Genomic DNA, 25,322 nt, shown 5'->3' with positions numbered 1-25,322 from the left:
AGATGTAACGATGCCGTTGCCGACTGTTCATCAAACTACCGTTTTCCGAACACTCGCCGGGTTACGATGAAACACCAACAACCCCCGCCAGTAGGCGTTCCAGCCGCTCGCGCAGGCGCGGAGCGTTGATGATCCAGCCGCGCCGGACGACCTCGGCGGACGGCACTTGCTGCTCTGGATGGTCGGTAAAGTAGGTCGTAGCCGCATCAGATAGCCGCTTGCCTGCCTCTGGATACCTGCCGTCCACGATCATCCCGGCCAACCGGCAGACATTGGCCTCTGCCTGATCTCGGGGCACATCGCCCGGCGTGGTGGCAATCTGGAGGCATCGCTCCAGCATCGACCGCTCGATGTCGCGGGCGGTGCTCATGGCCCCACGCCCAGCCGCTGCGCAAACTCGCGCTCATGGGGCGGCATGGCCTGCCAGTCGATGCGCTGCCGTGCATCCTCGTAGATGGCCCGGCAAGCTCGGCCATCAAGCCGGGTGGCCTGTGTACGCTCGGCTGCCAGCGCTGCCAGCACGGGATAATCGGCCAACGTGTAGACAGAGTGCATGATGGCCGGATCGGTCGGCACAAACCGCTGCGCGATTGGCGGAGGCATCTCGGCAATCATCCTATCCGTGACGGGCGGCCACTTCCGGTCACGTCGGAAGGCCGAAACTGGCCGCTAGGCTCTCGGACGCTTGCCAGCTCTATCACGTCTGCAACGTCAAGCAATGCCCCGGTCAGGGCATCAGACCGCGCCTGTCTGGTATCGACGCGCATGTATTCATACTTCGGGCTGCAATAGGCGGTCGTGCCGCTGGCAACGGCCAGCGTCTTGATCGCCCATCGCCACCTGTCCCAGTGAGGACGATCCGGCCAGCGGTCACGCTGGGGCCAGTCGTCGGGGCGGTCGAGTGGATGCCGCCCGGCTTCGATGTCGCCCAGCATCTGCTCGATGATTGTCATCGCCTGCACCGTATCCGGGGATGGCTCACCAATCTCGGCGGACAGAACGGCAAGCGCGGGGCGTGCTCTGATGGCTGCTCGCTGTAGGTCGATCATTCTGGCTCCCCCTTCGTCACCCAGATCGGAAGCTCCAGCGGCAGACTGACTTCACCACGGTCACGGGCCTGTAACTGTGCCCGCGCCCATTGACCGTCTCGCTTCATCTCCGCTCGCAGAGGCAAGGGGTAGACATCCTCGAATTGTTCCCGGTCGAACAGCACCCCGGCTACGGTCAGCCGCTCCGGCATGGGCCGTTCCTGGCCGTGCTCGCGGACGAACACGTCATCGCCGCGCCGGATGATGTAGCACCCAGCCGGATCAGCGTTCAGCCGCTCCGGCGCAGCATCTACGAAGTCGGCCCGGTTCTCATCGAATGCCCAGACTTTCATGCGCACCCCTCCCGAATCGGCATGGGATGGTGGCGGGAATGTGGCTGCATTGTGGTGAAGTGCCACGTTATTACCACCATCCGCACACACAGCCACCACAGTGCCGTCACTGTCTTACCAATATCCCGCCACCATCGTTCCACCATGTCACCACCTTGTTACCGTCATCATTGACACCATGCTGCCACCGTCTTTCCACACTGTTGCCACCATTGCCGGTGGCATCATGGCACGGGAGTGGCAACAGGGGAGTCCTCTTGTGGCGGTTGGGGATCGGCATCCCTCGCCGCCTGTTCCTGCATAGCCCGCCGCTCCTGTTCGGCCATGCCTTTTGCGCAGGCTTGAGCGAACATTTCCGGCGTCATGCCTTGCTCCGCAGCGGTATCCATGTACGCCGCGAAACGTGCTTTGAGTCCGGCAAGCGGTGCGGCCAGAACGGTCAAGCTGAGGTCGTGCTCGAACTGAGCTGCGTGCATGAAGGTGCGTTCAAACGCCGCCCAGCGAGGATCATCATCGCTGGGCTCCGGCTGAGTGGCGTCAGCCTCTTGCGCGGCCCGCAGTTCCGCTAGACGGTGCTCCAGCGCGGCCATCGACTCTTCAATGCGTTTGCGCTCGTGCCCCAATCTGCGCTCCGCATTCTTGGCGAGGATGATCCGGTTCAGGTTGCCCCAGTACGTGTCGATCCCTTGGCGCTCCAGCGCCGTGGCAGCCGCTCCGATGTGTACACCGGGCAGGCGGTCGAGTTCTTCGGCAGCGGCCAAATCTCCCCGTTCCAGTGCGTCTTCGCGCTGTACTGAGAGGGTGCGGTGATCCCATCGCTCACCCAGTCCTGCCCGCTCCATATGCGTGTTGCCGATCAAGGCCCATTGTTCGCGCCAGTAGCGGAGTGTTTTCGGCCCCAATTTCCGGTCAATGAACTCGCGCCCCTTGACCTTCGAGAAACCCTCTGGCGTCAGTTCTCGTGTCGGCATCAAAAGATGTGCGTGACTGCCGACAATCCCCTTCACTGATCCGTCCCACTTCTTCGGGTCGTCCTTGTGGATTGCGAAGTCCACAGGCAGGCCGTGCCGGTCAGCAATGCTTTGAGCAAGGTCGCGCACCATCTCGATTTCCTGCTCCTTCGTGAGTCCATATGGCAACGCCACGATGAACTCATGTGCCAGCCGTGCATCCTTCCGCGCCTCGGCGGCTTCGACTGCATTCCACAGTGCCTCGCGGTGGCTGGCCCAGGACGGCGCTCCGGGCGGCACAACGATCTCCGTGTGGCCGATCCTGCGCTTGCGCGTGTAGTCATGCACTTCACCGGTGCGGTGGTCAGTGACGATGCCGCCACTGCGGTAAGCAGCGGCGGCTGTGGCCGAAAAGCCGTGGCCTTGTTTGGCGGCATCCCGCTGTTTGCCTTTCTTGCCGCCGTCGCGGCTGATGTAGTTCAGCTCCATCCGGTACATGCCGCCACCCTCATTGAAAACCTGTTGGCACCGCGTCCCCCATTGAAAGCAGCTTGAAGGGGGTCAAGGGGCGCAGCCCATTGCGCAGGCGTCGCGTAGCGATGCGTAACTGCGCTGTTGCGGCAGGCGCAACAGATGAAAACCACCACCATCTTGGCCCCACGCGAGGCGCACAACACACACGCAAATGATACCGCCAAAGGCGCGTTTTTGTCCTCAAAAAATAGTATTTATTGGCAGCATGGCCGCAAGTTGAAAACTAGATGGCGGCACGTCCGCAGTTGCTCGCAAGCTACGAGCAGAGAAAATTTATTGCCATCCATATATGGACAATAGTCCATGTATCTATTTGATCTACAAAGAAAAATAACTATTTGAAAATAATGAAAAAACAGTCTTGAGTACCTCGGTGTAAGACTCAAAAAACATGGACAACCTAACTTTCAAGGTGTCTGGCAGACCATTGACTATGCTGTATTTTGTGCAGATAGTTCGGTCTGAGACATGCCACATGGAGCAGAACGAACGTGCAGCAGAAAGAGGAACAGAAGCGAGGACGGGGACGCCGCCCAGCCAACGAACTGGCAGAACAGCGAGAGCGGGAAATAGCTGCGCTGGCAGCCACGGTGGCGCGGCAGCAAAAACGGCTGGAAGAGCTGAAAGAGGCCCAGCGCCGGGCGCAGAAGGCGGCAAGGCGAACCTACATCAACCAGCGCAAATATGCGGTGGGCGGTCTGGCGCAGATTGCCGGACTGTTGGAAGCCGATCCCGGTTTCGTGCTGGGTCTGATGCTGGAAGCGGCGGAACAGCGTGACCGCGACGGTACTTGGCCCAGCGCGGTATTCGAAAAGTACAAGCGCCGTGGCGATCAGGTGCTGGCTGAGCGTGCTGCCGCACGCAAGCGCCGCAAATCCACTGGCGACGACGATGACGACGATGACGTGGAGTTCGGTCCGGCGGTCGTGCTTGCCCAGGAAAACCGTTATCAGCAAGGAGCACATTAATGGCACAGATGCCGTTTTCTCCGTGCGATGACGCAGCGAATTGCACCGATCACAGCGTCGATATGCTGCGCAGCATCTTCGGCCCGGTGATTGACGCGCTGGTCACGGGAGCCGACCCGGATACCGTCAGCGCCGCGAGCAACGTCATCGCGACCATGATGGGCTTCTTTAATAGCGGCATCCTGATCGTGGGCACGCTCATCGTCAGCTACGTCGCAGTCATGGGAACGCTGAACACAGCCAACGATGGCGAAGTGATGGGACGCAATTGGTCATCGCTGTGGACACCCGTGCGGATCGTGGCAGGCGGGGCCGTACTGCTGCCCACGGCTAGCGGCTTCAGCTTCATCCAGCTTGTTGTGCTGATGTTTGCGCTGTGGGGGGTAGGCTTTGCCAACGGCACTTACAAGACCGGGATGGCGATTGGCGTGCTGAATCCTGATGGAGTCGTGCAAGGAGTCAATGATCCGGGGAGCTTCTATGGGTTACGCGATTTCGGTAAGCAGTACCTCGCCGCTTCGTATTGCGCCCGCGCTGCAAACCAGATTTACCCGGGGGCACAGGTCAGTGCGGCACCCAGCGCCGACAAGACCACCACGAATGGCGGGCGTACCGAATATCTCTTCCAGATCAAGGATCGGAACGCCACGACAAATTTGGGTGGCGGAGAACCGCTGTGCGGCACTGTCAGCATCAGCCAGTACGCCGCCCAGCCCGCAAAAGACACAACCGGGATTGAAGCAGCTCTGGAGCAGCTCCGAGTGGCGGCGCAGAACGCCAAGATTCAGGCCGCTACCAAACTCATGGGCGATCTGGAGGCATGGGTAAACACATGGCCGAATGACATCTCGGGTGATTGGTCAAACGTGGATTCAGCAACGTTCAACGAACTGGTGAATGCCGCGGAAACTCAAGTAGCAGCGGCCCTCATGGCTGCACTGAGTGACACAACTGGTGTGAAATCAGGATTCCAATCGCTCGCCACGTCACTGACGGATGAAGGCTGGGCGATGTCTGGAGGCTGGTATCAGCGCGTCGGAGAAGTACGTGGGCGCATCACAGCCATCACATCGGAGTCGGTTGGCTCTGTCTCTGCCCCGTCGCTGTCCGCACTGCCCGCTGATGCAGCGGCCAGCCGACTTATCGGATCGGTGACAACGGTAACTGAGGCCATCAGCAAAAAGTCGGAAGCGAAGGGAAATTACAAGGCTCCGACCAGCGGCCCCGGCGACCTCACCAGCGTAATCCCCAAGGACGCTCAGTCCGACATCAACATCGGCTCGATTAACGCCGATTTCGACGCCAAGGTGAGCCTCTGGATCAACAGCTTGATGGAAAGCATGGTCGAGATGGCGACCGGCGCGAACACCTCTGGCACCACACCTCTCTGCGGCACCGCTGGCCAGATGGGAGGCTCTCTCAACCGCATGAAGTGCGTCGGTGACTACCTCGCGGTTGCCCGCGCCGGGATCGGCGCGGCAGATGTGGCGATCAAGACGGGAGCGACCGCGTTGCGCGTCGTCGCTGGCACGCTCTCATCCGTCAAAGGCGTCGGCACCGGCCTCGATCTCGACAAGGTTGTGACGCCGATCTGGGATTGGGTGATCGAGGTGCCCGTCAAGCAGCTTGCCATGATGGCCTCGTACATCGAACCGATGGCCTTCTACTTTGGCGTTTTTCTGCCCAGCCTGCCCTACGTAATTTTCATGACAGTGGTGGTCGGCTGGATTCTGGCGGTGCTCCAGTCGATCATTGCTGCGCCCCTGTGGGCGGTCATGCACATGACACCTGACCGCACTTTTGTCGGCAGCCAATCGCAAGGCTACCTGCTGCTGCTGTCGCTGTTCGCCCGCCCGGCGCTGGCCGTAGTCGGCCTGTTCGCCGCCATGCTCGTCAGCGATCCGATCATCGACTTCATTGCCAAGGGTTTCTTTGCAATGCGCGGTGCCGTGGTCACATCGACCGGCACGGTTGGCGCAATCAGCTCGTTCCTTTCGTTTGCATGGTGGTTCATGGTGTTCGGGCTGACACTCCTGCCCGTGCTCTACATGACGTTCGGCCTGCCGCAAATCCTGCCGGATCATGTGCTGCGTTGGATCGGCGCTGGTGTGAGCGACCTCGGCGAAACTCAGGCGGTAGGCGAAGCACGTCGCGGAATGGAGCAGGCCGCATCCCGTGGTGCCCTGCCCTCTGGCGGTAGCGGAGCATCACGCCGTATCAGCGGGAATGGCGGCGGAGAACTGCTCCCCGGTGGTGGCAACGGCGGCACGCCGCCCACGGGCAATGGCGGCGGTGGGCGCGGCAACACAACAACCAAGCGGGCGCTGCTAAGTGCAGGCGACCAAGGCGTTGCCCCGTCAGCGCCCGATACCACTGCACCCACACCACAGTCAGATACTCGCTCTGGACGTGAAAAGGTCAGTGACGCCGCTGGCGTTGGCTTAGGTCGGGCCGTCACTGGCACCTTGGGGGCAACCGCCCGGAGTGTAGGCCGCGCCGCTGATGCTGCGATCTCAACCGGCAGCGCCGGAGTCACTGCATTCCGAGATGCAGCAGATAGCGGCGCAAGCCTTGGGCAACGTGCCCGAGCAGGTCTGGTTGGTGCAGGCGCAGCCGCCGTTACTGGATTTGGCAGTGCCGCGACCGCCTCCGCCAATGATTACGTCGCGTCCGGTCGCACGGCTCTCGCCGAAGGCAAAGCAGCCTACTCCGAAGGAGCAGACGCACGCATCGCAGCCTACAAGGCGTCGCTGCGCGGCGAAACCGTCAGCACCGGGAGTGAAGGCGTCATTGGCGATTCAGGAAGCATTGACCAGTCGTATGACAGCCGCTACTCCCCTCCCCCAACCGATAACGGCGACACAGAAAAGGAGTGAATGTATGTACAAATCTGCTGATGCGTTCGTTGCCGAGTCGCACGGTCTGGCCGTAGGTAAAGCACACGGACTTCGCCAAGGCTACGACGAAGGCTGGAACGATGCCATCGCTCATGTGCAGCCTCAATTCGACGCAGCACTCCGCGAGCAGCGCGAACTGGCCTATGCACTCAATGCCCTTTCCGTCATCGCATATTCCGCGCTGGCCGCATTGAAGGCAGCTCCTGAGCAGCATCGCCTCATGGCGACCGACATCTACGCGAAGGAGGTCAACCGGCTTATGAAGGCGGGCCCCAAAGCCCCCGGCGCGATTCGCGCTGTGCCGCACACCGACCCAGCACTGCTTGCTCGTGAAAGCGACATTGCTCACCTCATGCAGCAATGGTTCGAGCACTCACTGGCGCTGGCGAAACAGCAGCAGCACCACCACGAAAACGACTCTCCCAGCCCGTAAAGGAGGCCAGATGAACATGATCGACACCACCGTTCCAACCACAGTGCTGGCCATCCTTCTGGCTGTCGCGGACACCGTGCTGGCCCAGCGCAAACGGCGTAAAAACTACCGGAGGGCACACGCATGAGTATCCTGAACGGAGCAAAGAAAGCTGCGAAATTCACTTTCGTTTCAATGCCGCTATCCATTTTGGGCTGGGGGCAGCTCAAGCGGAATCACGGTTTCATCCGTGACCTTTGGCATACCCTGCGGAATCCTCGATGTCCTGAATGTGGGCGTGGAGTCATGCACCGACCAACCAACGCGCAGGCTGACGACACCGCGCTTTACCCGTGGGAGTGCTCCGCACGTTGCGGATTTGGCGTACTAGCCCCAGAAGACCCTGCCGAAATCCGCCGCATTGTCGATGCACGCATGGAGGTTCGAGGCAAGCAACGACTGGCCTTCCTTGAGGATCAGGAGCGCAGCAAGCTGATCCGTAGCCACCTGCTCAAATCAAGAGGCTATTGGATCGTTGTCGCGCTTGTCTTCTTGATGGCCGCATGGCAACTGGCTGTAGGCGCTCCACTGATGGTTGTTCTGAGCGTGCTGTCCATGTGTCTGCCGTTCTCGATCCACGCGATCCGCTGGAGCTATCGTGCATGGCAAGTGCGCTCCGGCACGCTGTTCGTGGAGGGCGCGTTTGGCCGCTACGTCCGCGACATGCTTTGGGTTCGGGGGATTCAGTGATGGCCCAGATGATCCACTCCCTCCTACTTCGCCTTGGCCGCGAGCGTGTCACCAACATCTGCTGCGTACTCGGGACATGTCTCGCCTTGTTCGTCGAGCGCGATGCGCTGATGAATGGCCCTCCTGCTGCCCAGGTCGGAACGATCACCCTCGCCATAGCTGTCCCCATCCTCTACCTGACACCGTTGATCTGGCTTGTGTACCGCTACCTAGTGAGGCCCAACCATGAAAACCGCTGACAACTATCTCGTTCTGCGCGTGTCGTGGCTGCGCGAGCACGACCAGGTCATCGGCGAGCTGGTCGATCTGTGGCTCGACCGGCAGGCCAAGCAGCAGCCTGACCCCAAGCCCACCAAGCCCATGCGCATCAGGTCGCATCACAACATCGACATCAGGAGCCATGCCCATGCGTAGCAAGCACCTCATCACAATTACTGCGGTGGCGTTTTCCAGCATCGTCTGCGCCCAGATGCCCGTCCCGCTGCTCGACAACGAGCCAGCCGCACCCAACGCAGCACTCTGGGCCGTGGCTGGCCCGATGCTGCAGGCCGCGCTGGAGTGCCGCGAAGACCTGCCCGACCATCCTGCCTCCCGTGCCATGCTGCCGCGCAAACCGGCTGGCGAGGAACAGCACTACCGGCTGACGCCGCCCAGCGGATTCAACGTGTTCGGCCTGCCTGTGGCCGAGATCGAGGTCTGGGTCGATGATGGCAGCGGCGAACTGGGCCACAGTTACACCTCGCACATCCGTGGCAGGACGCTCGCCGAAGTCGCCAAGGCTGCCAAGCTGAACAAGGGCCAATCGTTCCCCAACCGCAAAACCTCGATGGGCAGCCTGATGGCCGATCAGCCATTTGGCCCAGAATCGGTGCAACTGACCTGCACCATCGACGGCAGCTACGCCGCCCACGAAAACGAGTACCGGGAGCCATGACCATGCACAAGCTGCTTGCTCTGGCCGCACTGGTGGCCGTGACTCCGGCACTGGCCGATACCTGCATGGTGTCGCCAACCGAGAAACAGACCGTCTCCGGGCGCTTCGGCAAATTCAGGGGCGGCGGTGCGGGGAACTTCGGCAGCGCCAACCAGAAGCCGCACATGCACGATGGTCTGGATTTCTCGACCAGCGGCGCATCGCAGCCCCTGTACGCCACCACGGACGGCAAGATCACCTTCATCGGCAACCGGCGCTCGGCGGGCAACGCGATCCTCATCGAGCGCAGCAATGGCGACGTGGTGGCGTACTACCACATGAGCGGCTTTGCCACGGGGTTGAAGAAGGGCATGGAGGTCAAGGCAGGGCAGTACATCGGCCTGTCCGGCAACACGCCCAGCGACAAGATGGTGAAGCACCTGCACTTCACCTACGGCACGGCGCAGAAGGATGAAGCCCGTGCCAAGGCTTTCACTCAGGATGCGGCCAAAGGCACCTTCAATCCAGCCCAGCTTCCGTTCGCATTCAACCAGCAGCAGGGCATCGGCTGGAAGACTGACCCGGCACCGTATTTCTGCGCGACTTTCCCGATCCAAGACGGCAATCCGCAGCACTACCCGATTCTGGGCAAGGACACCAAGGAGCAGCACGCCATCCTGTTCGGCAACGTCCCTCCGGGCGGCGTGGCTCCGAACGTCAAGTTCGAGCCAGCACAAGTCGCGGCGGCGAATGCGGACGCGGCGCTGGCCGCCGCCGAGGGCAAGTCGCCTGCCGAGTGGCTGTCTGACAAGGACGGCTACGGCACGCTGCCGACCGCGCCGATTGGCGGTTACGACACGATGTCCACTCACGAAATGCTACTGACAGAGGCGGGGCGTCGGTTCAGCGACGCCGAATGGAACAACAACATCACCAAGGTATCCAGCCGGGCACTCTGGGTAGATTTCAACCGCGCAGTAGGCGTCAGCAACTACATGGCCGAAGCGATCTACCGGAAGAAGGAGCGCGTAGAAGCCCTGCTGGCTATCTACACATCACAGAAGACCGAGCGGCTGCGCAAGCAGGCTGCCGCAGCACATGATCGGGCGCAGCGCGGCGGCGTGTTGCGCAGCATTCAATAGTGGAGGGAAGCAACATGTTTGTGTTTCTGCACCCTGACGTAATGCAGCGCCTCTGCACAGAGCGAGAAGAGCGTCAGAGGTTTGTCCAGGCGATGCGATCTTGCCCTGGCGTGATTCTGGAAATGCTGCCGTTCGCGCCCAGAAAGCGCAGGCCGGAGCCTAGGATCGTGCTGATTCCATCCAGTTGCCGACGACAACGGGAGTACCGCCGCGAGGAACTGGTCATCTGTTGCGACCGATTTGATCTCGTCGAAAAAATCACGCTGCTGGCGTACATCTCGATGCTCCAGATGCGGATCGAGCAGGAAGTCATGGAGGGGCAGTAAGCCTACCCCTGCTGGGCTTTCATGATAGCGGCGGCAGCAACAGCCGCCGCTTCGTTGTCGGCAGCCTCACGCGCCCACCAGGCTGGCTGGGCTGCTGCACGCATCACTCACCCCGACCCTTTTTGGCCCCCTTCGGCGCAATGCCTGCCGCAGCCAGCCGCTCTTCCAGGCTGGCAAGCTGCCGCTGAACATCGCCAGCCTTGGCAAGCTGGCCTTGCAGGTCGATCACCTGCTGCTCGGCCTTGGCAAGAGCAGAGCGAGTCTCGCGAAGCTCAACCTCCATGCGCGTCGCGTGCTCGGCACGTTCCTCCAGACGGCCAACCTTCAACTCCAGCGCCCGATTTGCCTCTCGCAAGGCGGCAAGCTCATCAGCACGGGCGGCATCCTGCGCTTCCAGTCGGGCGATTTCCTCAGTTGCCTCGCTCAGTTCGCTTTTCATCGCACCCACACGAGCCTCAGCATCCTTGCGCACAGCCTCAGACTCCACCCGCGCTTGCAGGGCCACCTCAGCGTATATGGTGCGCACAAGGTCAGCCCCGCGAGCGAGCAGGGCATCCGGCACCTCCACGGCAACCTCTTCGCCTTTCTCGCGCCGAGCCTCCCAGTCGGCAAGCATCGGCTTGAGCGTGGTGAATGACCCGCCGACGCGCTGCTGGACCAGCCGGAAGGTGGGCTTGCCGCCTGCGGCGACGATGGCATCAGCGGCGGCATCGACCGCCTGCTGGGTGACGACCTGTTGCATGACTGGTTCCTTTCATAGTAACACCGTAACGTGTTACGTTATGATAACGTAACAGCGATGAAGGGGCAAGAGGAAACAGCCTTCGCTCCCTCCGGTCGCTGCGCGTCAGCCCGTGGATAACGGCAAGCCGTTACCCACCGGCCTCCTTGCGGCTACTCGTCATTCAAAGAATGACAGGGGCTACTTGCTGACGCCTCGCTGCGCTCGTTGTCGGCTAGCCGACAAGCGCGGAAAGCTGCGCATTCCCGCCTTGCCGACCGGCTCGACTGGAAAACAGCCAGAAACGGCCTGTAGTGAGCCATTACGTGCAGGCAATGGGAGCATGGCCCGCCACGAGAAAACGCCGCACAGAGCGATTCTGGGTGTTTGCTGAAGGATTCCTGCGAAGGGGCAGGGTCAAGGGGTTGGTGCGGCCCGCAGCGAAGCGAGGACACGGCCCCTTGACGCTGAACCGTAGCGGACAGCCTGTGCGAGTGGGGGCAGGGACGAAGGGCGCAGCCCGCCACCCCTGCTCCCCGAGCCTCACGGCGGCGAGTGGCCCCCGGCAGGGCCGCCGGAGGCATATTGAAAACAGCCGACGCCAAGTAGCCTCTGTCATTCTTTGAATGACGAGTAGCCGCAAGGAGGCCGGTGGGTAACGGCTTGCCGTTATCCACGGGCTGACGCGCAGCGACCGGAGGGAGCGAAGGCTTCTTCTGGTTAAAGAAATGGTTAAAAAGAAGGTTAGCGGCTTTGCTGGTGAAGTTAAATTTTCATTTAAAACAATAGGTTGCGATGACATTTGATCTGTGTGAGATGGGCCATCTGTCACGTTTTCATGGGTCATCTGTCACGCTTTTATGGGTCATTTGTCACGCTTTTGAGTTTCAAAATTTCTGCCGGCCCAAAATTTCATGGGTCATCTGTCACGAAAATCCACGTTTTTTCAGACATGCTGATGGCGGTCGAGCAGTTATCCACAGACGCCCCATCAAGAGCCGCAAGATCACTGGGTAATCAGCTCGAAACCGTGACAGATGACCCATGAACTGCAAAACCGACATGGGTCATCTGTCACGCTGCATGGGTCATCTGTCACGAGAAATGGCATCCAAACGTTGTTTCTGTGGATAACTTCGAGTCACCACTCTGAGGAAAAATCTCTGGACACAATAAAGCCCGCAATTGCGGGCCTGTACGCAGGGGTCAAGCTGCTTTTTTAGATCACCCGTCTCCACAGCAGATGTGGTCATCGCCGGACACGAAGGCTATCGTGGCAATCTGGGCGGCTTGCACCTCAGCGCATGCCTTTCTTACGGTTCGTCGCCAATCGGCAATGTCTTTGTTGTTTGACCCGCACATGGCGCGAAACCTTGTCAGAGCTAAGGGGTACGGATGCTTGTGGCTTTCAATGTAGTCTGCCAAGCGCCTCGCGACCGGCGACAAGCCCCGGTAGGCAGTCCAGGAATGGCTGGTAAACGTATTCCCGGCGAACAAATAAATTAAGTTGGGATTCATCCAGACTCGATAGTGGGTCGGCTTGCCGTGTTCGTCGTTGAGCACTGTGTAGTTCTGGATGAGCGAAATCGCACCGCTATTTCCGTACGCTTTATTGTTGAGTGCCAGAACTTCACTGGCCTTCAGGCGGCTGATGCACTCACGGGCCTTATCGTAATAGCGGCCATTTTTGTGCCAACCGACATCCGCCACCAAGTTTTTGACGGAAAATTCGAATGGCTCGCCGAGCGCCACCTTTTGGGCATAGTTCAGGATTTGCAACCACACGAGTTCGTCATCTTCTGCGCGGAGTTCTATGCCTGTGTAGAGAATTGAAATGTGCTCGTTGTAATGGAATAGTGTTTCGTGCATGAACGCCCGGCGCGGCACTCGCTTGTTGCCAACTGTAAACAGAGATGATCTTGCGTAGTCATTGGGGATGTGCCGCAGGTCATCTCTGTTTTCCATTGAGTCCGGAAAGATCAGGTCGAGTTGGAACTGCCCAGTTGGAGAGATGCCTCTATTTCTGAGGTAAGCCGAACGACGCAGTCGATCAACCTGTCCATCAAGAGCTGCGGCTTTTCCTAGGCTGCGCATCATCGACCCCTGCCTTCTGACCTGCGGAATCGCGGCGATCAGGGGTAGACAGCGTTGTTGCTGGCAGCGCGGGCGGCAGCGGCCTTCTGTTCGAGCCACGCGTCGATCTCATGCTCAAGCCAGCCGACGACTCTTTTGTTAAGCTGGATGGATACCGGGAATGTCGGATCACCACGCGAGATGCGCCAGAGAGTCGTCTCATTGATGTCGCCCAGCTTCTCGCAGACCGCCTTCTTGCGTAAAATCTTCATCGTCTTTACCCCTGCATTTCGATTGAATGCAGGCAGTTTCAGACGGCGGGCCGGTCACGGTCACGGATTCCCAGAAGGGAATTTTTGCAGCAAAAAATCCGACGGCAGCGATGCGGGACAGGCAAGCGATGCGCGGACCCCGCTCCGGGTAGCAGCGGCTAAAGTGTATATGGAAGTGACTACAAGATGAGTGATACCAGAGACAATTCCGCTTCCATACACGCTTTGCGGCCAGATTTTTGGTTTAACGTCTGATCGAAATCCCGGTTGCCGCTAGACGGCAACGGACGCGAGAACCCCAATCAACGGCGCCGTTGACTGGGGTTTTTTGTTTTAGATGTCTCGCGCTGGTCGTCTAAGCTCGTGCTCGAGCATAGCGTGTGTGCAGATGCCGGCCAGCGATAGCAATGGACATTGCCGCCGGGCAACATGCTTGTCGATGCGAGCCAGCACATGAAACTGGCCGGCCATTAATCACTGCGGCTGCGTGCATCCTCAATGCGCCTGTCATCGAGCAGAATGTCGATGTACTTGAGATCATCGAAATCCACCAGTAACACGCCCGTTGTCTGCGCCAGGCGTCGTGCGGACGCCGTGTATGACGACTTGCTCACCACCACGCCGCGGTTAGCGCCATAATGCAGCGCGCCGGCGGCGATTTCTTGCACAGCGCTATTTCCCACCGGCGCCGAATAATGCTTGCACTGCACGACGATGGTGAAGCCATCGCGCTCGGCCTCGATATCCACGCCTTGATCGCCGGATGCGACCGTGATGCGGGCCTTCCAGCCGACTTGACGCAGAATTTCCGCGCAATCTTTTTCAAACGCGATGCCGACCGAGTGGGTCGATAGCTTAAGCGGACGCTTCGGAGGAGCTTCTACTATCACTTCTCCCTCTGCGGCCCACTCCGCGAGCATGCCTTCGACGAGGGCGCATCGGCTCGGGATGTCTGGATAGTCGATGAGATCCTCCGGCGCAACCTTGACAGGCAGCACGCGTTTTACGAAGTAGCGCAGATCAGTGCGCCACTTCGCATCGTCTGGCATGTCGTACTCGTCGTAAAACGTGCCTTGTTTTTGTTTTCGCAGCAGCACGCGCTTGTGTTGCTCTACCGCCTGTCGAATGTTCGTGAGTCGGGCTTGCCGCTGCTGGTTTGCCTTTTTCCTTGCTCGGTAATGCAGCCATCGATTAAGGCCGATGATAAGGATCACTCCGGCCACACATGCAAGGATGGCGAGTTGGTCACCGATGCGTTGTCTCAGTAGGGCAAAGATGATGAGGACGGCGATCCCCGCGATCCATAGGAACGCAGAGGGTTTACTTCTCGGTTTCGACATAGGCGTTGTAATAGTGGCCCGATGCGACGAGGCGCGCATCGGGCAACCTTAATAATTTGGAAAAGCTTCGGTGGACGTTCGCCAGCCGTTATGCTGATTTTCGTACAAGAACTATCTGGTGAAGCATTGTCCCATCTAAGAGGCGCGTGTAAACTCGCGGCCATCATCTTTTTAGCGGAGTCCCACGTGGGCACTTGTTCAAGTGACAGTAGTCGGCCGGTTTCAATGACCGGCACCCCCTTGGCAAGATAACGCGCAGACTCTCTGCCGCTGTCTCGCCAGGCGCGAGAGGCGGCATACGCGTTGCAGTTTTCCCTGCACGCTAGCTCCCCCTCCATGACAACTTGTTGGCTGATTGCCGTGTAGCAATCGGCCGTGGACATCGCTTGCCGATTTCGGCAAGCGGGCGGCTTGCGCGCATCTCATGATGCCACGGGCCATGCCGTGCGCGCGCCTGGGCTTCGCCTCACTGCAGAGGAGAATGCCATGCGCTTCCAATATTTTCGACAGCCCGGCCGTCATGGCGCGGCCTATCCGCCGCTGCGGCTGGCCATCCTTGGCGCGGCCTTGCTCACGGCCTGCGCCGCACAGGCGGGACGTCCCATGGTGACCGAGGACGCGACGCTCGTTGACCCCAAGACCTGCCAACTCGACAGCTGGGTGCAGAAAAACCGCCACAGCACAGAGATGTGGGCCATGCCTGCCTGCAACTTCACGGGCAATTTTGAACTCGCCGCCGGTGGTGCGTTGACACGAGAGGCCGGGCATACCAACGCGTCAGATTTGGCGCTGCAAGGCAAGACGCTTTTTAAACCGATGGAGCCCAATGGCTGGGGTGTCGGCTTGGCCGCGGGCATGGTGCGCTATCCGAAGGCGAATGCGCGGGATTGGTATGCGTTGATTCCCGTCAGTTTTTCGCTACGCGATGATGACCTGCTGGTTCATACCAACCTCGGTTGGTTGCGCGATGGACAAGAGCGGCAAGACCGAATGACCTGGGGCTTGGGCGCCGAATTGCAGCTGACTCAGCGAGTGGGTCTGACGGCCGAGACCTATGGTCAGGATCGAGGCAAGCCCTTTTATCAGTTTGGCGTGCGCCATTGGTTGGCCCCCGAACGTGTCCAGCTCAACGCTTCTTATGGCAACCGCAACGGCGGGGGATACCGGCGGTTCTCTCTGGGCCTGAGCTTTTTCACGGCACCGTTTTCGATTTGATGTCATCAGCGCTGCCTTTTCTATAGATATTTATGCCAGAACCGGAATATTGATCGCCTGTCCGAGAGCACTTTCAACAGTGTCACTCCGACAGGCTATCTCGGAGAACAATAATGAAATTCACATTGCTGAAAGAGTTCTTTGTGAGCTTTCTGCGCAGCCATCGCACGGCGCGTCACTATCGCCGCTTGGCGCTGCTGGACACATTGACGCAGAGTGGCGTCAACCGCGACCTGCCTGCCGCGTTGGGCAAGCATCTGTCCGCTGCCGCGAACAGCAAGCCAGAGGCTTTGCTAGCCAAGTTCGACAGTCACGCCGAAGGCCTGACCGAAGCGCAGGCCGAGGCCGTGCGTGAGCGCGTCGGTCTGAATGAGGTCGAACACGAAAAACCGCTGGCGTGGTGGCAACACCTGTGGCTGTCCTATCGCAACCCGTTTAACCTGCTGTTGACCGTGCTGGCGACCATCTCGTTTCTCACCGACGATATGGAGGCAACCGTCGTGATCGGCTCCATGGTCGTGCTCTCGACGGTGTTGCGCTTTTGGCAAGAATCCAAAGCAAATAAGGCTGCCGATGCGCTCAAGGCCATGGTCACCAATACCGCCACGGTGTTGCGCCGCGATGAGTCGGATGCGGCGCCCGGACAGCGCGCCGGCGCATCTGCCGATAGGCAACCGACACGCGAGGAAGTGCCTCTCAAACTGTTGGTGCCCGGTGATGTGATCGTGCTGTCGGCCGGCGACATGATCCCGGCGGACTGCCGTTTGTTGAACGCGAAGGACTTGTTCGTGGCCCAGGCGGCGATGACCGGCGAATCCATGCCTGTCGAGAAATTCGCTAACCAGCGCGATAAAAAGGCCAACAACCCACTGGAGCTGGACAACATTGTGTTCATGGGCACCAACGTGGTGTCGGGCTCTGCCACCGCCCTGGTGCTGGGTACGGGTAACGCCACGTACTTTGGCGCGCTGGCCAGTCGGGTCACTACGACGGATCGCGCGCCGACTTCGTTCCAGTCGGGTGTGAACAAGGTGAGCTGGTTGCTGATTCGCTTCATGCTGGTCATGGCTCCGCTGGTGCTGTTCATCAACGGCTTTACCAAGGGCGACTGGATGGAGGCGCTGCTGTTCGCGCTGTCCATCGCGGTGGGTCTGACGCCCGAGATGCTGCCCATGATTGTGACGTCCACGCTGGCCAAGGGTGCGGTAGTGCTGTCGCGCAAGCGTGTCATCGTCAAACGGCTGGATGCGATTCAGAACTTTGGCGCGATGGATGTGCTGTGCACGGATAAGACTGGCACGCTGACGCAGGACAAGATCTGCCTGTCGCGTCACGTCGATGTGTGGGGCGAAACGTCCGACGAAGTGTTGAACATGGCCTATCTGAACAGCTACTACCAGACGGGCCTGAAGAACCTCTTGGATGTCGCGGTGCTGGAACACGTAGAGGTGCATCAGGAACTCAATCCGGTGCTGAACTATCGCAAGGTCGATGAGGTGCCGTTCGACTTTAATCGCCGCCGCATGTCGGTGGTGGTCAGCGAGCGCGAGGATCATCATGAATTGATTTGCAAAGGCGCCGTGGAAGAGGTTTTGAGCGTGTGCACCCATGTTCGCCATGGTGACAAGGTCGAGGCCCTGACGCCCGCGCTGCTCGACGGTATTCGTCAGGTCACGGCAAGCTTTAATGAAGAAGGCTTGCGCGTGGTGGCCGTGGCGATGAAGGAAGTGCCGCCCACGCAAGAGACCTATGGCGTGGCCGACGAGCGCGAGCTGACTTTGATTGGCTACATCGCATTCCTGGATCCACCAAAGGAATCGACCGCGCCCGCGCTTCGCGCATTGGCCGAACATGGCGTTGCCGTCAAAGTGCTGACGGGTGACAACGAACTGGTGACCGCCAAGATCTGCCGCGAAGTGGGTCTGGTGACGCGTGGCGTCCTGCTGGGTAGCGATATCGAAGACATGAGCGACAAAGTCCTGGCCGAAGCCGTCGAATCGCACAACGTGTTTGCGCGACTCACGCCCGCGCACAAGGAGCGCATCGTGCGCCTGCTCAAGGCCAATGGCCATGTGGTGGGATTCATGGGCGACGGCATCAACGATGCGCCGGCCTTGCGTACAGCGGATATCGGCATATCGGTGGATTCCGCCGTCGATATCGCCAAGGAAGCCACCGACATCATTCTGTTGGAAAAGAGCCTGATGGTGTTGGAGGAGGGCGTATTGGAAGGCCGCCGTACCTTTGCCAACATGCTCAAGTACATCAAGATGACGGCCAGCTCGAACTTCGGCAATGTATTTTCGGTGCTGGTGGCATCGGCCTTTATTCCCTTTCTGCCCATGCTGCCGATTCAGCTCTTGATGCAGAACCTGCTGTACGACATCTCGCAGATCGCGATCCCATTCGACAATGTGGATGAGGATCTGTTGAAAAAGCCGCAGCGCTGGCAGCCCGCCGATGTAGGACGTTTTATGGTGTTCTTTGGACCGATCAGCTCGATCTTTGACATCGCGACGTATGCGTTGATGTGGTTTGTGTTCGCCGCCAATACGCCGGAAAACCAAACGCTGTTCCAGTCGGGATGGTTCATCGTGGGCCTGCTGACGCAAACCTTGATCGTGCACATGATCCGCACGCCGAAGATTCCGTTCATCCAAAGCCGGGCGGCGATGCCGCTGCTGGTCATGACGGCGGTGATCATGGCGATAGGCGTATTTCTGCCGATGGGTCCGTGGGCGGATTGCTTCAAGCTTGAAGCGTTGCCGCCGCTATACTTCGTGTTCCTGCCAATCATCTTGTTGGCCTATATGGGACTGACTCAAGCCATGAAAGGGATTTACGTCCGCCGTTACGGCTGGCAGTAAGGGGAGCGCATGGGGACGATTCACAGCTTTAACGCGGTCTCCTTGCTCGATATCTTGATCAGCCTGTCTGCAGCATTCGTGCTGGGCGGGCTGATCGGTTTCGAGCGGCAGTACCGTCAACGCACGGCCGGATTACGCACCAATGTGCTGGTCGCTGTCGGTGCTGCGTTATTCGTCGGGATGGCGATCCGCCTGTATGGGCATGCCGGTGCGGTACGCGTCATCGCCTACGTGGTGTCGGGCATTGGGTTTCTAGGTGCCGGTGTCATCATGCGCGAAGAGGGCAATGTCCGAGGCCTGAATACGGCGGCCACGCTTTGGGGGTCGGCAGCTGTGGGTGCGGCGGCCGGCGCCGGCTTGGTGGGCGAGGCAGTGCTGGGGACGTTGTTCGTGTTGTCGGCCAACACCTTGCTCAGACCCATCGTCAACCGCATTAACCGTCAGCCCCTGGACGTTGAATCTGTCGAGGCAACGAGCATGGTTTATGTCATTGCCGAGCGCGCGCACCAGAAAATGGTCATGGCGCTGCTGGAAGAAGCGTTGGAGCAAATCAACCATCCCATTGGGGATCTGGATATCCACGCCTTTGGCGAAGAGGACGTGGAAATCGAGGTCACCTTGGCCGCGACCTCCGTGGATGGCGATGAGCTCGATGCGCTGGTGAAGCGGCTGGCCGCGCTGCCAGCGGTACGGCAGGCGTTCTGGAGTCAGAGTACGACGGAATAATTCGCGGGCAAGGCCAGCGGATCGGTCGCTGTGGCCTGCGAGGCTATTCGTGTGCTGTCCCTCGGATCTGCTATGAATCGGTGGGGCGGCGATGGCCTTGGCCGTCAATCGTCCAATACTTCGTGCTTGCCCACGCATCCGCGCCGCCAGTAGCTGGAGGCGCGGATGCGCGTTTTGACGATGCCGCGTTCGTTCACCAGATGATGACGGATGGCGCGTATGACGGCCGATTCGCCCGCCGCCCAGATAAACCCTTCGCCCTCGGAGGGCAGAGCCAGCTCGCGCACGGCCTGTTCCAATGCCGTGACGTGCGATTCGCGTTTATCGTTTTCAGGCAGGGCGTCCACCCATTGCACGGTAACGTTGTCCCGGACCGGCAGATCGATACGATCCTGCTGCGTCTGGGTTTCGATCAGTGCAATAACGCGTTTGTCGGACGGCAGTTCTTCGATGCGGCGCGCAATGGCGGGCAGGGCGGTTTCGTCGCCGATCAGAATATGCCAGTCGAAATCCATAGGCACGACCATCGAGCCGCGCGGACCCGCGATGCCCAGATGTTGACCCGGCCGCGCCTGAGCCGCCCAGGCGCCGGCGGGGCCATGATCGTGCAGGACAAAATCGATATCCAATTCTTGGGCGTCGGCGCGAAACTGGCGGGGCGTGTAGTCTCGCGCCACCGGCCGCGGCTGATCGGCTGGGAAAGAAGGGCCATCCGGGCCAAACGTCGGCAGCACGGGCAAGGCTTCGCCCTCTGGCAGCAGAACCTTTACGTGGTCGTCAAAGGACGCCGAGACGAAATCCTGGAGATCCCCGGTGAGGGTGACGCGCACCATATGCGGGCCCAATGCCGTCACGCGGCGTACCTGAAGCAGGCGCGCTTTGAGGGTATGACGGATTCTCTGTACAGCGTAACGATCGGTGAAAGTAGGATCCATGGTGGTCCGGGATAAGGGCGAGCCGCCGTACGGCATCAATCTTCAACTGGCGTTCGCGTCGCGCCCGCGTTGGCGAAGTTGCGTTCCAGCACATCGAGCAGCCCGTTCAACGTCTGCACCTCCTCCGCAGACAAGCCTTGAAGGGCGTCCTCGAAAAACGCGGCGCGGCGCGGCAGTGCCTCGTCCACCACTGCCTGGCCGGCAGGAGTGAGCGTCGCATTGGTGACGCGATTGTCATGGGGATCGGCGCTGCGCGCGACCCAGCCTTGCTGTTGCATGGCTTGCAGCAAGCGCGTGAGCGAGGCCGGGTCCAGGCGGCAACGTTCGGCCAGCATCTTTTGCGAACACTGGCCGTTCTCGTGCAGGGTGAATAGGATGCGCCACCGCGGCAGGGCGTGACCGACGCGCGCGCTGAACGCGGCCTGCATGGCGCGGTAGGCCTGTCCCAAGTGTTGGATGACTTCTAAACCTTGTTGATTCGGCAAAACGGGGTCTCCTGCGCGGCTGCCAGAGAGCGGGGATGAGGAAATTGTGCCAGGGAATTAGGGCAATCATTGCCGCGCTGGCGGGGGCGCAATCGGGCATTCCGTGCACAGGATCATACCCGTCTCGCCGATCCGGCATCATGTGTCGGCAAGTGTGCGTATTTTAGAAGCCGTATTTGTCAGTAAGTTAGCGCGGATTCCTGCTGCCGGTTTGTTACCATATCGCCACGTCGCTAGCTCGAGGCGGCTGGAATCCTCGCGACCCTGTCGGTTAGCGGGGATTACCCTATTATTCCTAGTCGAGGTACCCGCGGGGCATCAATGAAAACGTGGTTCAAGCGCATAGTGATCGGCCTGGTAGTGCTGGTGATCGTGGCTGTTGTCGGCCTGGCCATCTTTTTGCTCACGTTCGACCCCAATGCGTACAAATACAAGCTGGAAGAGCTTGTGCAGGAACGCTATCACCGTACCCTGGCCATTGAGGGCGACGTCGAGTTGTCGTTGTTCCCCCGTATCGGCCTGTCGGTGCAGGGCGTGTCTTTGTCGGAAGTCGATAGCCCGGACATCTTTGCCTCGATTGAAAGCATGCGGCTGGCCGTGGCTGTCTGGCCATTGCTGTCGGACAATCTCGTCGTCGACCACGTCGCGATCAATGGGTTCAAAGCCCGTATCGTCCGGAAAAAGAACGGCCACCTGAATTTCGAAGACCTGGCCGGCAGCGATCTGGCATCCACCGCGAAACCCGTCGGGGCGGCGGACGCCGTGGTGGGCGCAATGGCGGGTGCCACCCGTGCGTTGACCACCGGCAGCAGTACGGCGCCGGCTTCGATGCAAATCGACATCGCAGGTCTGGAACTACAGGCCGGCGAATTGCAGCTGCAGGACGAGATTTCCGGCATGGCGGTCGCAGTCACCAATCTGACCGCCAATACGGGGCGAGTCACGTATAAACAGCCTTTCGACCTGAGTTTCTCCGCGCGCGTGGAGGGCGGGCATCCGCGGATGGACGCCACTCTGACGGGTCAGGGCTTATTGACGCTGGATCCGCTGGCCCGGCGTTTTGCGGCGCAGCGCCTGGACGTGCGCATGAATGGCAACGTGCTGGGTGCCGAAGCCAAGAGCCTGAGCGCGCGGGGCAATCTGGCCTTCAATGGTCAGACTTCATCGTTGGATGTTGGCGGGCTGGAGATTCTGTTCCAGGGCGATGTGCCCGAGCAACCGTCGCCTATGAAAAACGTGGAGGCCAGCCTGACGGTTCCCAAGTTGGCGCTTGACCCGCACGAGCTGAAATTGCAGTTGGATAAAGTAGCGTTGCGCGCAAAGGGGACGTTGCCGGGCGGGCCGTTCGAAATGGCGGCTGACGCACCGGGCTTAAGCATTTCTCCTTCCGAGGCGACCGGGCAGGCGTTGACCGGTCGGGTGCGCCTGCAGGGGCTGGACGCGAGTTTCGGATTGAACGGTATCAGCGGCAATGCCGGCGAGCTGGACATCAAGGAAGTCAAATTCGACAGCACGCTGACCGAGGGGGAACGCGTGGTGAAGGCATCGTTTGTATCGCCGGCTACGTTTAACTTCTGGCAACGGGCGATCAGCCTGTTGACCCTGCGAGGCGAAGTCAATATCACGGATCCGGCCTTGCCTAAGGGCAGTCTGCAGATTCCGGTCATTGGTAGCATGAGTGCCAATATGCAGAAAGACCAGGCGGGCGCCAAAATCAGCGCGGTGCTTGAAGGCGGCAAGTTTGATCTGACCGCGGACGTCAAGCAGTTATCGAAGCTGCCCGACATTACATTTGCGCTGGCTGTCGATACGCTCGATCTGGATAAACTCGCCCCGCCCGTGGCGGCCGCAGCGCCGGCAACGGCCGGCGATGGCAAGCAAGACGATCCTGAGAAAAAGCCGGAGGCCGAGTCGGCGACAGAGACTGCCGCCGCGGATAACGCGTTTGACCTCTCGATGCTGGTGGGTCCGAGCGCGAATGGTTCGATCAAGATCGGCAATCTGATGGTGCGCGGGCTGAAAGCCAGTGATCTGACCGCCAAGATTAAACTGGAAAAGGGCAAGCTCGATATCTCGACACTGGCGGCATCGCTTTACGGCGGCAAAGTGGGCGGAGCGTTGTCAGTGGATGCCGCCAACGGCAATCAAGTTGCGACCAAGATGAGCCTGGCGGGGATATCCATTGGGCCGTTGCTGACCGATCTGACCGAAAAATCCGTGTTGACCGGCACCGGAAGTCTCGCGCTGGATCTGAAGACGGCGGGTTCGAATTCGTACGCGTTGATTACCGGCCTGAATGGGGGCATGCAACTGCGCTTGCGCGATGGCGCGGTCACGGGCATCAATGTGGCGCAGACCTTGCGTGAATTGAAGGCGGCTTTCACGGGCGAAGCGCAAGATCCTTCGCTGGAGGCAGACCGCGCGCGTACCACCGATTTCACCTCGCTTGAGGCCGATCTGGTGTTTGTCAAAGGCGTCGCTCAAGCCAAGCGCCTCGATATGGCCTCGCCGCTGTTGCGAGTCACGCAGGGCGAGCCCGCACGGATCGATTTTGTGCAGGATACGTTCGATTTTCTGGCCAAGGTGCGCGTGGTGAATACGAGCACCGGTCAGGATGGCAAAGACCTGGAGGAATTGAAGGGCATCACCATCCCCGTCCTCATCAGCGGCACATTCGACAAGCCGGTCTACACGGTGCAATGGCGCGGCGCCGCGACCGATGTATTGAAAAAGAGTCTGGAACGCGAGCTCAAGCGCGCCGTCGAAGACGAACATCTCGCACCGAAGATCGATCGCGCCATCAAGGGAATTCTGGGCAAATGACAGCTAGTGTTTATCAACCGATCGCCGAGTGCGGCACGACCGAACAATCTCAGGCAGCGGATTATCATCGCCGCTGGTTGATTGCTAACGATGCTGGCACGTGGTTGAACCGAGAGCTCTGCCCGAGGCTTGCCGAGATCGCGGTGGAGCTGCGCATGGGCTACCTGGTGATGAAGGCGCCGGGGATGTTGAGACTGGATATTCCGCTGGATGTGATCGAGGACGATGACAGCGTGCGTCGTCAGATTCTGTTGGGCGATCAAACGGTGGATGTCGTCGACGAGGGCGATCTGGCTTCGGCTTGGGTGTCGAATTTTCTGCAGATTCCTAGCCGGGTGATGAAGGTGCATCCCGAGATGGGCGAGATCCACTGGCCCGCTTAATCCCGGGCAGAAGCTTTTTGCGCCGTCTGGCCCTGACGCCATTGCATGACGGCGTGCGCGATTAAGCCTGCCACCAGCCCCCAAAAGGCCGAACCGATGCCCCAGGCGCTGAATCCGGATGCCGTCGCTAGCAGGGTAATCAGCGCCGGTTCGCGTCGAGCCGGGTTCGCCATCGCGCCAGCCATGCCGTTCAGAATAGCGCCCAGTAAGGCGAGGCCTGCTAGCACCGCGATGAACGCGGCCGGTAGCGCTTGGAAAAACAGTGCAACCGCACCGGCGGCCACGCTCAGAATCACGTAGACCAGCCCATATGTCGCCCCGGCGATATAACGGCGACGCGGGTCGGGATGCGCTTCCGGGCCCGCGCATATCGCGGCGATGATCGCTCCCATGGTGATGCTGTGCGCCCCAAACGGCGCGGCCAGCAGCCCCAGTAAACCGGTGATACCGACCAGCCGCGAAGCTGCCGGCCGATAGCCGTAGGCCTGCAAAATCGCCAGTCCGGGTAAGTTTTGCGAGGCCAGGGCCACCACGAACAAGGGAACCCCGATGCTGATGGCAGCCTGCCACGTAAACACGGGGGAAGTCCAGACGAACTGCGTCGCATGCCAATCGATCTGGCCAAGCTGCAGCTGATCTTGCGCTGCCACCACGGCGAGCCCGACGACCATCACGCCCACCACCGCATACCGTGGCAACCAGCGTTTGCCCAGCAGATAAACCGCGCACATCGATAGGGCGAGGACGGGCTGCTCGCCGATGCGCGTAAAAATGCCAATTCCGAAATTCAACAACACCCCAGCGAGCATGGCGCTGGCGATTTCGCTGGGCACGCGGCGCATGATGGGATCTATCCATCCCAATAGTCCGCAGGCCAAGGTCAGCAGCGCCGCGAGAATGAAGGCGCCCACAGCTTGGTCGAACGGTACGCCAGCGAGCGCCGTGACTAGCAGCGCGGCGCCGGGCGTGGACCATGCCAGCACGATAGGCATGCGCGTGCTCAAACTCAGGATGAGGCCGCCTGCTCCCAGCGCCAAACAGATGGAACCGAGCCAAGAGCCAATGTGAATCCCATCCAGGCCGGCGGCCTGGCCGGCCTGAACCATGAGCACCGCTGTGCCGCCAAAGCTCACCAGCACAGCGATCAGCCCAGCCACGACGGCGCCGAACGAGAGATCCCGCGCCAGCGGCGCGCGCCGGGCGAGGGCA

The 25,322-nt window shown here is 60.1% G+C and carries 25 protein-coding genes; 13 read left to right on the top strand and 12 right to left on the bottom strand.

Annotation, left to right across the window (positions count from 1 at the left end):
* Positions 1-61: 61 nt before the first annotated feature.
* The 5 genes from GOQ25_RS09410 to mobQ form a co-directional block, all read right to left on the bottom strand.
* On the bottom strand, positions 62-370 hold the full coding sequence (locus tag GOQ25_RS09410; protein WP_160350204.1) for a hypothetical protein: 309 nt from the start codon (positions 368-370) through the stop codon (positions 62-64).
* Positions 367-603 carry a hypothetical protein gene (locus GOQ25_RS09405; RefSeq protein ID WP_202109387.1) on the bottom strand — a complete coding sequence of 79 codons (237 nt, stop codon included), beginning with the start codon at positions 601-603 and terminating at the stop codon, positions 367-369. Before GOQ25_RS09405 ends, GOQ25_RS09410 begins: the two co-directional genes overlap by 4 nt.
* 8 nt (positions 604-611) lie before the next feature.
* Positions 612-1,049: a hypothetical protein gene (locus GOQ25_RS09400; protein WP_160350203.1), complete on the bottom strand. Its 438-nt coding sequence runs from the start codon at positions 1,047-1,049 to the stop codon at positions 612-614.
* Complete coding sequence (locus GOQ25_RS09395) at positions 1,046-1,381, bottom strand: hypothetical protein (RefSeq protein ID WP_160350202.1); 336 nt, start codon at positions 1,379-1,381, stop codon at positions 1,046-1,048. The genes GOQ25_RS09400 and GOQ25_RS09395 overlap by 4 nt, the downstream gene beginning before the upstream one ends.
* Positions 1,382-1,605: 224 nt before the next feature.
* Positions 1,606-2,820 (bottom strand): MobQ family relaxase, encoded by a 1,215-nt coding sequence (gene mobQ / locus GOQ25_RS09390; protein WP_160350201.1) that lies wholly within the window; start codon positions 2,818-2,820, stop codon positions 1,606-1,608.
* A gap of 536 nt (positions 2,821-3,356) precedes the next feature.
* Between mobQ and traD the strand changes: the two genes are divergently transcribed.
* The 8 genes from traD (at position 3,357) to GOQ25_RS09345 (ending at position 10,273) form a co-directional block, all read left to right on the top strand.
* Positions 3,357-3,833 (top strand): conjugal transfer protein TraD, encoded by a 477-nt coding sequence (gene traD, locus GOQ25_RS19535; RefSeq protein WP_160350200.1) that lies wholly within the window; start codon positions 3,357-3,359, stop codon positions 3,831-3,833.
* Positions 3,833-6,709 carry a DotA/TraY family protein gene (locus GOQ25_RS09380; RefSeq protein WP_160350199.1) on the top strand — a complete coding sequence of 959 codons (2,877 nt, stop codon included), beginning with the start codon at positions 3,833-3,835 and terminating at the stop codon, positions 6,707-6,709. Before traD ends, GOQ25_RS09380 begins: the two co-directional genes overlap by 1 nt.
* 4 nt (positions 6,710-6,713) lie before the next feature.
* Entirely contained in the window at positions 6,714-7,163 is a 450-nt protein-coding gene (locus GOQ25_RS09375; RefSeq protein WP_015060243.1) for a hypothetical protein, read from the top strand.
* Positions 7,164-7,286: 123 nt separating this feature from the next.
* Positions 7,287-7,892, top strand: a complete 606-nt coding sequence (locus GOQ25_RS09370) for a hypothetical protein (RefSeq protein ID WP_160350198.1) — start codon at positions 7,287-7,289, stop codon at positions 7,890-7,892.
* Between the two features lie 225 nt (positions 7,893-8,117).
* Positions 8,118-8,306, top strand: coding sequence for a hypothetical protein (locus GOQ25_RS09360; protein ID WP_160350196.1), 189 nt, complete (start codon positions 8,118-8,120; stop codon positions 8,304-8,306).
* Positions 8,299-8,826: a hypothetical protein gene (locus tag GOQ25_RS09355; RefSeq protein WP_160350195.1), complete on the top strand. Its 528-nt coding sequence runs from the start codon at positions 8,299-8,301 to the stop codon at positions 8,824-8,826. The genes GOQ25_RS09360 and GOQ25_RS09355 overlap by 8 nt, the downstream gene beginning before the upstream one ends.
* Before the next feature lie 2 nt (positions 8,827-8,828).
* Positions 8,829-9,947 carry a M23 family metallopeptidase gene (locus tag GOQ25_RS09350; RefSeq protein ID WP_236844536.1) on the top strand — a complete coding sequence of 373 codons (1,119 nt, stop codon included), beginning with the start codon at positions 8,829-8,831 and terminating at the stop codon, positions 9,945-9,947.
* 14 nt (positions 9,948-9,961) lie between these two features.
* Positions 9,962-10,273 (top strand): hypothetical protein, encoded by a 312-nt coding sequence (locus GOQ25_RS09345; RefSeq protein WP_101193039.1) that lies wholly within the window; start codon positions 9,962-9,964, stop codon positions 10,271-10,273.
* A gap of 103 nt (positions 10,274-10,376) precedes the next feature.
* On the opposite strand, the gene GOQ25_RS09340 is transcribed toward GOQ25_RS09345, so the two are convergent.
* From GOQ25_RS09340 to GOQ25_RS09325, 4 genes are all read right to left on the bottom strand, one after another.
* Positions 10,377-11,015, bottom strand: coding sequence for a DNA-binding protein (locus tag GOQ25_RS09340; protein WP_160350193.1), 639 nt, complete (start codon positions 11,013-11,015; stop codon positions 10,377-10,379).
* A 1,203-nt stretch (positions 11,016-12,218) separates the two neighbouring features.
* Positions 12,219-13,091, bottom strand: coding sequence for a plasmid replication initiator TrfA (gene trfA, locus GOQ25_RS09335; RefSeq protein WP_202109386.1), 873 nt, complete (start codon positions 13,089-13,091; stop codon positions 12,219-12,221).
* A 35-nt stretch (positions 13,092-13,126) separates the two neighbouring features.
* Entirely contained in the window at positions 13,127-13,339 is a 213-nt protein-coding gene (locus GOQ25_RS09330) for an AlpA family transcriptional regulator (RefSeq protein ID WP_105843190.1), read from the bottom strand.
* Positions 13,340-13,809: 470 nt separating this feature from the next.
* A complete protein-coding gene (locus GOQ25_RS09325) occupies positions 13,810-14,718 on the bottom strand; it encodes a restriction endonuclease (RefSeq protein WP_160350191.1) in 909 nt (302 codons plus the stop codon).
* A 447-nt stretch (positions 14,719-15,165) separates the two neighbouring features.
* Between GOQ25_RS09325 and GOQ25_RS09320 the strand changes: the two genes are divergently transcribed.
* From GOQ25_RS09320 to GOQ25_RS09310, 3 genes are all read left to right on the top strand, one after another.
* Positions 15,166-15,894, top strand: coding sequence for a hypothetical protein (locus GOQ25_RS09320; protein ID WP_236844535.1), 729 nt, complete (start codon positions 15,166-15,168; stop codon positions 15,892-15,894).
* A gap of 113 nt (positions 15,895-16,007) precedes the next feature.
* Positions 16,008-18,761, top strand: a complete 2,754-nt coding sequence (mgtA, locus tag GOQ25_RS09315) for a magnesium-translocating P-type ATPase (RefSeq protein WP_160350190.1) — start codon at positions 16,008-16,010, stop codon at positions 18,759-18,761.
* A 9-nt stretch (positions 18,762-18,770) separates the two neighbouring features.
* Positions 18,771-19,487, top strand: coding sequence for an MgtC/SapB family protein (locus tag GOQ25_RS09310; protein WP_160350189.1), 717 nt, complete (start codon positions 18,771-18,773; stop codon positions 19,485-19,487).
* Positions 19,488-19,591: 104 nt separating this feature from the next.
* Here GOQ25_RS09310 and GOQ25_RS09305 read toward each other — a convergent pair whose 3' ends face one another.
* Together GOQ25_RS09305 and GOQ25_RS09300 are read right to left on the bottom strand one after the other, a co-directional pair.
* Positions 19,592-20,422 carry a siderophore-interacting protein gene (locus GOQ25_RS09305; RefSeq protein WP_160350188.1) on the bottom strand — a complete coding sequence of 277 codons (831 nt, stop codon included), beginning with the start codon at positions 20,420-20,422 and terminating at the stop codon, positions 19,592-19,594.
* 35 nt (positions 20,423-20,457) lie between these two features.
* A complete protein-coding gene (locus tag GOQ25_RS09300) occupies positions 20,458-20,850 on the bottom strand; it encodes a MarR family winged helix-turn-helix transcriptional regulator (RefSeq protein ID WP_370519933.1) in 393 nt (130 codons plus the stop codon).
* Between the two features lie 378 nt (positions 20,851-21,228).
* Here GOQ25_RS09300 and GOQ25_RS09295 point away from each other — a divergent pair, with 378 nt between their 5' ends.
* Complete coding sequence (locus GOQ25_RS09295; protein ID WP_160350186.1) at positions 21,229-23,730, top strand: AsmA family protein; 2,502 nt, start codon at positions 21,229-21,231, stop codon at positions 23,728-23,730.
* Positions 23,727-24,113 (top strand): MOSC N-terminal beta barrel domain-containing protein, encoded by a 387-nt coding sequence (locus GOQ25_RS09290; protein WP_160350185.1) that lies wholly within the window; start codon positions 23,727-23,729, stop codon positions 24,111-24,113. The genes GOQ25_RS09295 and GOQ25_RS09290 overlap by 4 nt, the downstream gene beginning before the upstream one ends.
* Here GOQ25_RS09290 and GOQ25_RS09285 read toward each other — a convergent pair.
* Positions 24,110-25,300 carry a benzoate/H(+) symporter BenE family transporter gene (locus tag GOQ25_RS09285; RefSeq protein ID WP_236844541.1) on the bottom strand — a complete coding sequence of 397 codons (1,191 nt, stop codon included), beginning with the start codon at positions 25,298-25,300 and terminating at the stop codon, positions 24,110-24,112. The genes GOQ25_RS09290 and GOQ25_RS09285 overlap by 4 nt on opposite strands.
* Between the last annotated feature and the right edge of the window lie 22 nt (positions 25,301-25,322).

Origin of the sequence: Bordetella sp. 15P40C-2 (genome assembly GCF_009763235.1) — a bacterium.
In the GTDB taxonomy this organism is placed as follows: domain Bacteria; phylum Pseudomonadota; class Gammaproteobacteria; order Burkholderiales; family Burkholderiaceae_B; genus Bordetella_A.
The sequence above is the reverse complement of the archived record's forward strand: the minus strand, read 5'-3'. Positions and strand labels throughout refer to the sequence as shown.

Excerpts from the sequence above, each read along its gene's own strand:
- GOQ25_RS09375 (WP_015060243.1), top strand. The coding sequence starts at position 6,714 with ATGTACAAATCTGCTGATGCGTTCGTTGCCGAGTCGCACGGTCTGGCC.
- GOQ25_RS09320 (WP_236844535.1), top strand. The coding sequence starts at position 15,166 with ATGCGCTTCCAATATTTTCGACAGCCCGGCCGTCATGGCGCGGCCTAT.
- GOQ25_RS09410 (WP_160350204.1), bottom strand. The coding sequence starts at position 370 with ATGAGCACCGCCCGCGACATCGAGCGGTCGATGCTGGAGCGATGCCTC.
- GOQ25_RS09395 (WP_160350202.1), bottom strand. The coding sequence starts at position 1,381 with ATGAAAGTCTGGGCATTCGATGAGAACCGGGCCGACTTCGTAGATGCT.
- GOQ25_RS09290 (WP_160350185.1), top strand. The coding sequence starts at position 23,727 with ATGACAGCTAGTGTTTATCAACCGATCGCCGAGTGCGGCACGACCGAA.
- trfA (WP_202109386.1), bottom strand. The coding sequence starts at position 13,091 with ATGATGCGCAGCCTAGGAAAAGCCGCAGCTCTTGATGGACAGGTTGAT.
- mobQ (WP_160350201.1), bottom strand. The coding sequence starts at position 2,820 with ATGGAGCTGAACTACATCAGCCGCGACGGCGGCAAGAAAGGCAAACAG.
- GOQ25_RS09295 (WP_160350186.1), top strand. The coding sequence starts at position 21,229 with ATGAAAACGTGGTTCAAGCGCATAGTGATCGGCCTGGTAGTGCTGGTG.
- GOQ25_RS09345 (WP_101193039.1), top strand. The coding sequence starts at position 9,962 with ATGTTTGTGTTTCTGCACCCTGACGTAATGCAGCGCCTCTGCACAGAG.
- GOQ25_RS09340 (WP_160350193.1), bottom strand. The coding sequence starts at position 11,015 with ATGCAACAGGTCGTCACCCAGCAGGCGGTCGATGCCGCCGCTGATGCC.
- GOQ25_RS09310 (WP_160350189.1), top strand. The coding sequence starts at position 18,771 with ATGGGGACGATTCACAGCTTTAACGCGGTCTCCTTGCTCGATATCTTG.
- GOQ25_RS09370 (WP_160350198.1), top strand. The coding sequence starts at position 7,287 with ATGAGTATCCTGAACGGAGCAAAGAAAGCTGCGAAATTCACTTTCGTT.
- GOQ25_RS09355 (WP_160350195.1), top strand. The coding sequence starts at position 8,299 with ATGCGTAGCAAGCACCTCATCACAATTACTGCGGTGGCGTTTTCCAGC.
- mgtA (WP_160350190.1), top strand. The coding sequence starts at position 16,008 with ATGAAATTCACATTGCTGAAAGAGTTCTTTGTGAGCTTTCTGCGCAGC.
- GOQ25_RS09325 (WP_160350191.1), bottom strand. The coding sequence starts at position 14,718 with ATGCGCGCCTCGTCGCATCGGGCCACTATTACAACGCCTATGTCGAAA.
- GOQ25_RS09360 (WP_160350196.1), top strand. The coding sequence starts at position 8,118 with ATGAAAACCGCTGACAACTATCTCGTTCTGCGCGTGTCGTGGCTGCGC.
- GOQ25_RS09305 (WP_160350188.1), bottom strand. The coding sequence starts at position 20,422 with ATGGATCCTACTTTCACCGATCGTTACGCTGTACAGAGAATCCGTCAT.
- GOQ25_RS09400 (WP_160350203.1), bottom strand. The coding sequence starts at position 1,049 with ATGATCGACCTACAGCGAGCAGCCATCAGAGCACGCCCCGCGCTTGCC.
- GOQ25_RS09405 (WP_202109387.1), bottom strand. The coding sequence starts at position 603 with ATGCCTCCGCCAATCGCGCAGCGGTTTGTGCCGACCGATCCGGCCATC.
- GOQ25_RS09300 (WP_370519933.1), bottom strand. The coding sequence starts at position 20,850 with ATGCAGGCCGCGTTCAGCGCGCGCGTCGGTCACGCCCTGCCGCGGTGG.
- GOQ25_RS09350 (WP_236844536.1), top strand. The coding sequence starts at position 8,829 with ATGCACAAGCTGCTTGCTCTGGCCGCACTGGTGGCCGTGACTCCGGCA.
- GOQ25_RS09330 (WP_105843190.1), bottom strand. The coding sequence starts at position 13,339 with ATGAAGATTTTACGCAAGAAGGCGGTCTGCGAGAAGCTGGGCGACATC.
- GOQ25_RS09380 (WP_160350199.1), top strand. The coding sequence starts at position 3,833 with ATGGCACAGATGCCGTTTTCTCCGTGCGATGACGCAGCGAATTGCACC.